The organism is Pseudonocardia sp. NPDC049154 (assembly GCF_040648315.1).
In the GTDB taxonomy this organism is placed as follows: Bacteria; Actinomycetota; Actinomycetes; order Mycobacteriales; family Pseudonocardiaceae; genus Pseudonocardia.
Genome location: NZ_JBEZDN010000212.1, coordinates 1 through 7,033, shown reverse-complemented (window position 1 = coordinate 7,033; position 7,033 = coordinate 1). Strand labels below are relative to the sequence as shown.

Below are 7,033 nucleotides of genomic sequence, written 5' to 3'. Positions count from 1 at the left end.
GACGCCGCGTAGTGCGCGGCGGCCGCCTCGGGCTCGGTCACCATCTTCGGCATGGCCACCCCGGCCAGCTGCGGGACCTCGTCGAACAGCTCGCGGCGGAAGGGGCCCCAGTTGGCCGGGTGGGTCAGCACCATCGAGTCCGGGGCGGCGCCCTGGGTCGCCGAGACGCGGGCCACGACGTCGGACAACAGGTTCGCGAGCAGCGCGGTGACCGCGTGCGGGGCCCCGCCGAGCATCACCGGCGTCGGGTCGCCGAGGCGGCGTTTGAACTCCCGACCGACCCGGTCGGGGTTGCTCACCGCCCGTCGGCCGGCCGCGTCGCCGGTGACGACGGTCCCGTCCTCGCGCAGGTACACGACGGCCGGAGTCACCACACTGCGGTCGCCGAGGGTGAACATCTCGACCCGGGAGGCGTTCGCCACCGCCGCGGCCACGAACGTCGTTCCCAGGTCCACGCCCAGGCTGTAGGACACTCCGCCACCTCTCGGAGGCGCGGGACCGGCGGCCCCGCGCGCTAGCATTGCCGACCGTACGAGCGCATGATGCTGTTGAGTGATACTCGTCCCAGGTCACGCTGTCATTACCGTCACACGGAATCTCCGTGAGCGGGTGCTGTCCCTACCCCGCGAGGGGGCCGACCCCCTTCCGGTCCCGGTCCGGCGGCGGGACGATTGCCCGATGAGGCTGGACCCTGCGCTACCGGGAGACCTGCCGGCCGCCCCCACGGCCGTCCCGGGCGCGTCCGCCCTTGCGGAGGCCCGCCGCAAGCGCGAACGCGAGCAGTGGCAGGGCCGGCGCCGGCTCGAACGCCAGCTGCACGACGGTGCCGCCCTCCGCGCCTCCGCGCTGGTCCTGCAGCTGGGCCTGTTCCGCCACCGCGTCCCCGAGGCCGAGCACGAGCTGCGGGCCGCGATCGGCATCCTGCAGGACGAGCTGCACGCGGTGCTGCAGGAGCTGCGCGACGTCGCCGGCCAGATCTACCCGCCGCTGCTCGACGAGGCGGGCCTCGGCCCGGCGTTGCGCGAGCTCGCCGAGCGGCTCGACGCCCCGATGCGGGTCCGCGACGACGGCAGGCGGTTCGGCCCGGCCGCCGAGGGCGCCGTGTACTTCGCCCTGGCCGACGCGCTGGCCGGGGACGTTGTGTCGCCCTGCGAGGTGACGCTCGGCGGCTCCGCCGCGGAGCTCGTCGTCACGGTGACGGGCGCGGGGCCGGGACTGGGGGAGCTGCTACTGGACCGCGCCCGCCCGCTCGGGGGTGCGGTGTGTGACGTTTCCGCCCCGCCGGACGAGACCGTCGGTACCGGCACGATCGTAGCGAGGATCCCATGCGAGTAGCACTGGCCGAGGACGGCGCCCTGTTCCGCGAGGGGCTGCTGATGCTCCTGCAGGCCGCGGGCCACGAGGTCGTGGCGGTCGCCGCGGGCGGCGACGAGCTGCTGGCGCACCTCGCCGGCACGCCGTGCGACGTGGCCGTCCTCGACATCCGGATGCCCCCCGAGCCCGACGGCGGGCTGGTCACGGCGGAGCGGATCCGCGAGAAGTGGCCGACGATGGGGCTGCTGTTCCTGTCGCACTACGCCGAGTCGCACTACCTGATGAAGATCCTCGACATCGGCACCGACGCGATCGGCTACCGGCTCAAGGAGAAGGTCGGCAGCGTCGAGGTGCTCACCGACACCCTGACCCGGATCGCCGACGGCGAGATCGTGATCGAGCCGGTGCTGGCGAAGCGCCTGGTCGAGCGGCCGCGCGGGGAGAAGAAGGACGAGGTCGCGTCGCTCTCCGAGCGCGAGCTCGACGTGCTGAAGCTGATGGCCGAGGGGCGGTCGAACGGGGGCATCGCGGGCCAGCTGTACGTCACGCCGAAGGCCGTGGAGAAGCACATCGCGAGCATCTTCGCCAAGCTAGGCCTGCACACGGACGAGACCGAGAGCCACCGCCGGGTCCTCGCCGTGCTCACCTACCTCCGCTCGCAGCGGGACGGCGACTGACGGCCCGGCATGGAGAGGTGGGCCGCGCTCGGGCTCCGCGCCGCGGTGGTCGGCGGCGCGGTCCTCGTCGTGTTCGCGGTCCTCGTCGTGGTCCCGCCCGTGCTGCTCGGCACCGGCCTCGGCCAGATCGGCGTGCTGCTGCCCTTCGTCGCGGCACTCGTCTGCGCGATCGGCGCGGCGCGGCTGCGCCCGGTGGTGGACCGGATCGTCGAGCGCGTGACCCACACCCGGGGCACCACCCCGTACTCCGCGCTGGCCGAGGCGGCTGCCCGGATCCGTAGCGGCTCCCCGGACTCGGCCCTGCCCGGGCTCGCGGAGGTGCTGGCGGAGGGCACCGCGGCACGGGAGGCGCGGGTCTGGCTCGCGGTCTCCGACCGGCTGGTGACGGCCGCCGTCCACCCGCCGCGTGCAGTCACCGGGGAGACCGTGCCGAACCTCGCCGTGCTGCTCGGCGGGGAGGACCCGGAGCGGCGGGCCGACCACGTGGTCCCGATCGTCGAGGGGCAGACGCTGCGGGCCGTGCTCGCCATCCGCAAACCGACGGCGATCACCCCCGCCGACCAGCAGCTGATGCGGGACCTCGCCGGCGGGGCGGGGCTGCTGCTCCGTGGCGTCGCGATGAACACCGAGCTGCGCGACCGCGTCCGGCGGGCCGCGGAGCTGGCCGCCGAGCTCGAGCGGTCCCGGGAGCGGCTCGCGACGGCCCGGGACGTCGAGCGGCGCCGGCTCGTCGGCGAGCTCTCGCAGGCCACCACCGACCGGCTGGCCACCCTGCGGATCGTGCTCGACGGGGCCCGTCAGGACCTGGGCGGGAGCACGCCGGACCCGGCCCGCGCCGGGTCCGCGATCCGCCGCGCCGGTACCCAGCTCGACGAGCTGCTCGAACGCTTCCGGCTCATCGCCCGCGGGGTCTATCCGCAGGTCCTGCGCGACCAGGGCCCGGTCGGCGCGCTCGAGGAGGTGGCCGCGGACCTGGACCGGCCGGTCCGGCTCGCCGGCTCGCCCGAGGACCGGCTGCCGTGGGAGGTCGAGTCCGGCGTCTACTACGTCGCCGCCTCGGCGCTGCAGTGGCTGGCCGCCTCGCAGGGCCCCGAGCTCGAGGTCGAGCTGACCCACGCCGACGGGCGGCTGGCCGTCCGCGTCGTCGACCCGCGGCCCGGGTTCGCCCCCGGGGAGCTGCGCGCCGCGCTGGCCGGCGACCTGGAGCGGCTGGCGGCGCTCGGCGGCGAAGCCGGCATGGCCACGGACGAGGACGGCCGGCTGGTGCTCACCGCGAGCCTGCCGGAGCGGCTGGAGCCCGCCGTCGAGGTCGCCCGGGAGGTGCGGGTGTGAGCGCGGCGACCGCGATCCGGCCGGGCCGGGCACCCGCGGCCACGAGCGGGCTGCACCGGCTCGCCGTCGCGGTGTACGTCGTGGTCCTGGTCGCCTGCTCGGTGGTGGCGATCGGCTGGCTGGCCGTCGGCGCGTACGTCGCCGTGGCCTGGTACGTGCCCGGTTTCGGGGCCGGCGACTCGGTGTGGGCCCGGGCGGTGGCCGCCGCGGCGCCCGCGACCGAGCCGCTGGACCAGCTCGTCGTCGACTACGCGCTGAGCCTGGGCGCGGTCGCGATCGCGGTGGTGCTGCTGGTCCGCGGCGGGTCGGGCTGGCCGACCCGGCTGCTCGCACTGGCCATGGTCGGCTCCGGCGGCGCCTTCAACCTGCAGGCGCACGCGGCCGCGACGGCCGTCGACACCGCGACCGGGCTCGCGGCCGGGCCGATCCACCAGATCGTGCTGCACGGCGTGGCCTGCGCGGCCTACGTGCTCGCGCTGCTGGTGTTCCCGACGGCCCAGGGCGCGTGGCCGTCGCGCTGGGGCCGCTCGGGCCGGGTGTCGCTGGCGGTGCTGGGCGTGCTCGTGCTCGGCATCGTCGGGTTCGGGACGGCGCTGCTGCGGCACACCACCAGCTGCGTGCTGTTCTTCGGCTTCCTGGTGCCGCTGGTCGGGGTGGCGGTGCTGCCCGGGCGCATCCGCCGCGGCGAGACCGCGGCCCTGCGGACCCAGGCCCGGCTGGTGTTCAGCCTGCTCGTGGCGTCGTTCGCGGCGATCGTCGTGCTGGGGATCAGCACGGTCGTGCTCTGGCTGCTGGGCGTGCCCGGCCTGGAGCTCTACGACCCGACGTCGCACGGCGGCGCCGCCCAACCGGTGGCGCTGCTGTTCTGGGCGTCGCGGGTGGGGTCGGCGGCGATCGCGGTCGCGGTGCTGGTCGCGGTGCGCGCCGAGCGGCTGTGGTCGGCGGAGGCGCGGTTCAGCCGGGTGCTGGCCGCGGTGCTGGCCGTGGCCGTCGTCGGCGGCGGGGTCGTCGTGTTCGAGGCGGCCGGCTGGCTGATCGGGTTCGGGCCGCTGTGGTCCTCGCTCGGCGCGTCGCTGTTGGCCGCCGTCGCCTTCCTGCCCGTGTACCGGTCGGTGGAGCAGCTCACCGACCGGCTGCTCTACGGCCGCAGGCCCACCCCGTACAGCGCGCTCGCCGAGGTCGCGGCGCTGTCCCGGACCGCGGCGTCCGACGCGCCGGACCTCGCCCGCGTCGCCGAGGCGGTCGGGCGGGCCCTCGGCTCGTCGCGCTGCCGGCTCACCGTGGTGCGGCCCGGGCTCCGGGACCGCACCTACGAGTGGGCGTCGCGGCGGGCGACCCGGCGGGACGACGGCACCGGGCTGGTCGGGGTGCCGGTCCGCGGCGGCGCGCAGCACCTCGGCACCCTGGAGGTGGACCGGGCCGCCGTCGCCGGACTGCACGCCGACCGCCGGCACCTGCTGGAGGACATCGCGGACAGTTTGGGCGTGGTCGTCACGGCCAGCCGGCTGGGCGTGGAGCTGGAGCGGCAGCTGCGGGCGGCGCTCGCGCACGCGGCCGAGATCGCGGTGTCCCGGCGCGAGGCGGTGTCGGAGATGGACGCCGAGCGCCGGCGGATCGAGCGGGACCTGCACGACGGCGCGCAGCACCAGCTCGTCTCGCTGCGCCTGGTGCTCGGGCTGGTCCAGCACGAGGTCGAGAACGGGCGGATCGAGCAGGCCCGGGAGCGGCTCGGGGTGCTCGCCGGACAGCTCGACACGGCGGAATCCGTGCTCGCCGAGACCGCCAGCGGGGTCCGGTCCATCGCGCTCGCCGAGCGGGGCCTGGTCGCGGCGCTCGAGGCCGAGCTGGCCGGTCCGCCGCCCGTGCGGGTGGAGTCGGCGCTCCCGGCCGGCCGGCGCTACCCGCCGGAGCTCGAGGCCGCCGTGTACTTCTGCTGTCTGGAGTCGGTGAACAACGCGCACAAGCACGCCCCGGGCGCGGACGTCGTCATCCGGTTCGCCGAGGAGGACGGGCGGCTGCACTTCACCGTACGCGACAGCGGGCCCGGGTTCGTGGTGCCGGAACCGGCGGTGGTCGGGCCGGCGGCGGCGACGGCCGGGCGCGGGCTGCGCAACGTCGCGGCGCGGATCGTCGCGGCCGGCGGGCGCGTGGACCTGAGGTCGGCGCCGGGGGAGGGCACGACCGTCGAGGGCTCGGTCCCGGTGCCCGAGGCGGAGGTGCAGGACGCCGGCCCGGCGCCGACGGTCGACATCGAGGCGGACACCACCGCGCTCGACGTCGCCGGGCTGGTGGTCGAGACCCGGCCCGTGCCGACGCTCCCGCCGGAGCACCACGACCGCGGTGCGGACACGTCCCTGCCCGGCCAGGTCCGGCGCGTGCTCGCCGCGGCCGCCACGCCGGACGACGCCGGCCTGCGCGAGCGGTTGCACGCCCTGGAGGCCGCCCTCGACCGGCCGCTGCGGGTCGCGGTCTCGGGACCGCCGGGATCGGGGGTGTCCACGCTGGTCGCGGCCCTGGCGGCGACCCCGGGCGAGGTCGACCTGGAGATCGTCGAGGGTACGGCGGGGGACGTCCCGCTGGTCGTGCTGCCCGCCGACGACGGGGTGCCGCTGCCCGACGGCCCGCCCGCGATCGGCGTCCTCGCCCGGGCGGACGAGCTCGCGGGCGACCCGTGGGCCGAGGCCCGCCGGCGCGCCGCCGAGCCGGAGGTGCGGCGGCGCTGCTGGACCGTGATTCCCGTGGCGGCCGGGCTGACCTGCGGGAGGACCGGCTCGGCGCTCGTCTCCGAGCTCGCCGCCAACGGCGCCCGGCCGGACGAGGTGGCCTCCGAGCTGACCCGGCGCAGCGGCGTGCCCCGGCTGCGCGAGCTGCTGGAACGCGGGCTCGCCGACCGGGCGGACCCGCTGCGCGCCCGCGCCGTGCTCCGCGAGCTGGACGAGATCGTCGCCGCCCGACCGGCGCGGGACGACGACGGCGACCTCCGCTACCTGCTCGAACGCCTCCGCACGACCGCGCACGAGCTCGCCGAGCTCGACCTCGTCGACGCGCTGCGCGCCGGCACCCCCGCCCTTCCCACCGACGAGCGCACCGCCGCCGAGCTGCTGCTGGGCGCGGAGGGCACCGCCGCCCACCGCCGGCTCGGCCTCACGCCCGACGCCGGACCCGACGAGATCCGGCTCGCCGCGGCGGCGCAGCTCAGCCGGTGGCAGCGGCGGGCCGAGCACCCGGTGTCGACGCGGGACCAGCGCACCGCGGCCGCGGTGCTGGCCCTGACCTGCGAGCGGCTGCTGGCCGAGACGCCCGCCGGGCACGTCGCCGTCACCCCGGTCGGGGCCGAACCGATCCCGCCGCCGCCCGCCGGGGTCGGCGCCGGCCGGTAGGGTCGCGGCATGATCGACGCCGACGGTGTGCACCGCGTCTCCGTCGACGAGCACCTGGGGCTCAGCACCGAGGTCCTCAGCGGCCTCGGCGCTCCGGAGCGCGCGGCCCGCGAGCAGGCCGGGATGCTGCTCGAGGGCGATCTGCGCGGGCATGCGTCGCACGGCATCCGGCGGCTGCCGGTGCTGGCCGGCCGGATCGGCAACGGCGTGCTCGACCCGGCCGCGGAGCCCGAGCTGCGCTGGACCACCGACTCGGTGCTCACCGTCGACGGGGGGCCCCGGGCCCGTCCCCCCCACGCCCCCCCCCCCCTCCCTGCCCCGGTGGCGCTG

6 protein-coding genes are annotated in these 7,033 nt (G+C 76.9%); 5 read left to right on the top strand and 1 reads right to left on the bottom strand.

Going from position 1 to position 7,033, the window contains the following annotated elements; all coding sequences use genetic code 11:
• Window positions 1-473, bottom strand: a 473-nt coding sequence (locus AB0B41_RS42140; RefSeq protein WP_358212722.1) for an Hsp70 family protein, incomplete at its 3' end; no start/stop codon positions are given.
• Window positions 474-678: 205 nt separating this feature from the next.
• Here AB0B41_RS42140 and AB0B41_RS42135 point away from each other — a divergent pair.
• The 5 genes from AB0B41_RS42135 to AB0B41_RS42115 form a co-directional block, all read left to right on the top strand.
• Window positions 679-1,335, top strand: coding sequence for a histidine kinase (locus AB0B41_RS42135; protein ID WP_358212720.1), 657 nt, complete (start codon window positions 679-681; stop codon window positions 1,333-1,335).
• A complete protein-coding gene (locus tag AB0B41_RS42130; protein WP_358212718.1) occupies window positions 1,326-1,991 on the top strand; it encodes a response regulator transcription factor in 666 nt (221 codons plus the stop codon). The genes AB0B41_RS42135 and AB0B41_RS42130 overlap by 10 nt, the downstream gene beginning before the upstream one ends.
• A 9-nt stretch (window positions 1,992-2,000) precedes the next feature.
• The gene (locus AB0B41_RS42125; protein ID WP_358212716.1) at window positions 2,001-3,323 is read left to right on the top strand and encodes a hypothetical protein; all 1,323 of its coding nucleotides are present in this window, start codon (window positions 2,001-2,003) and stop codon (window positions 3,321-3,323) included.
• Window positions 3,320-6,703 carry an ATP-binding protein gene (locus AB0B41_RS42120; RefSeq protein ID WP_358212714.1) on the top strand — a complete coding sequence of 1,128 codons (3,384 nt, stop codon included), beginning with the start codon at window positions 3,320-3,322 and terminating at the stop codon, window positions 6,701-6,703. Before AB0B41_RS42125 ends, AB0B41_RS42120 begins: the two co-directional genes overlap by 4 nt.
• A 9-nt stretch (window positions 6,704-6,712) precedes the next feature.
• Window positions 6,713-7,033, top strand: a 321-nt coding sequence (locus tag AB0B41_RS42115) for an Ldh family oxidoreductase (protein WP_358212712.1), incomplete at its 3' end; no start/stop codon positions are given.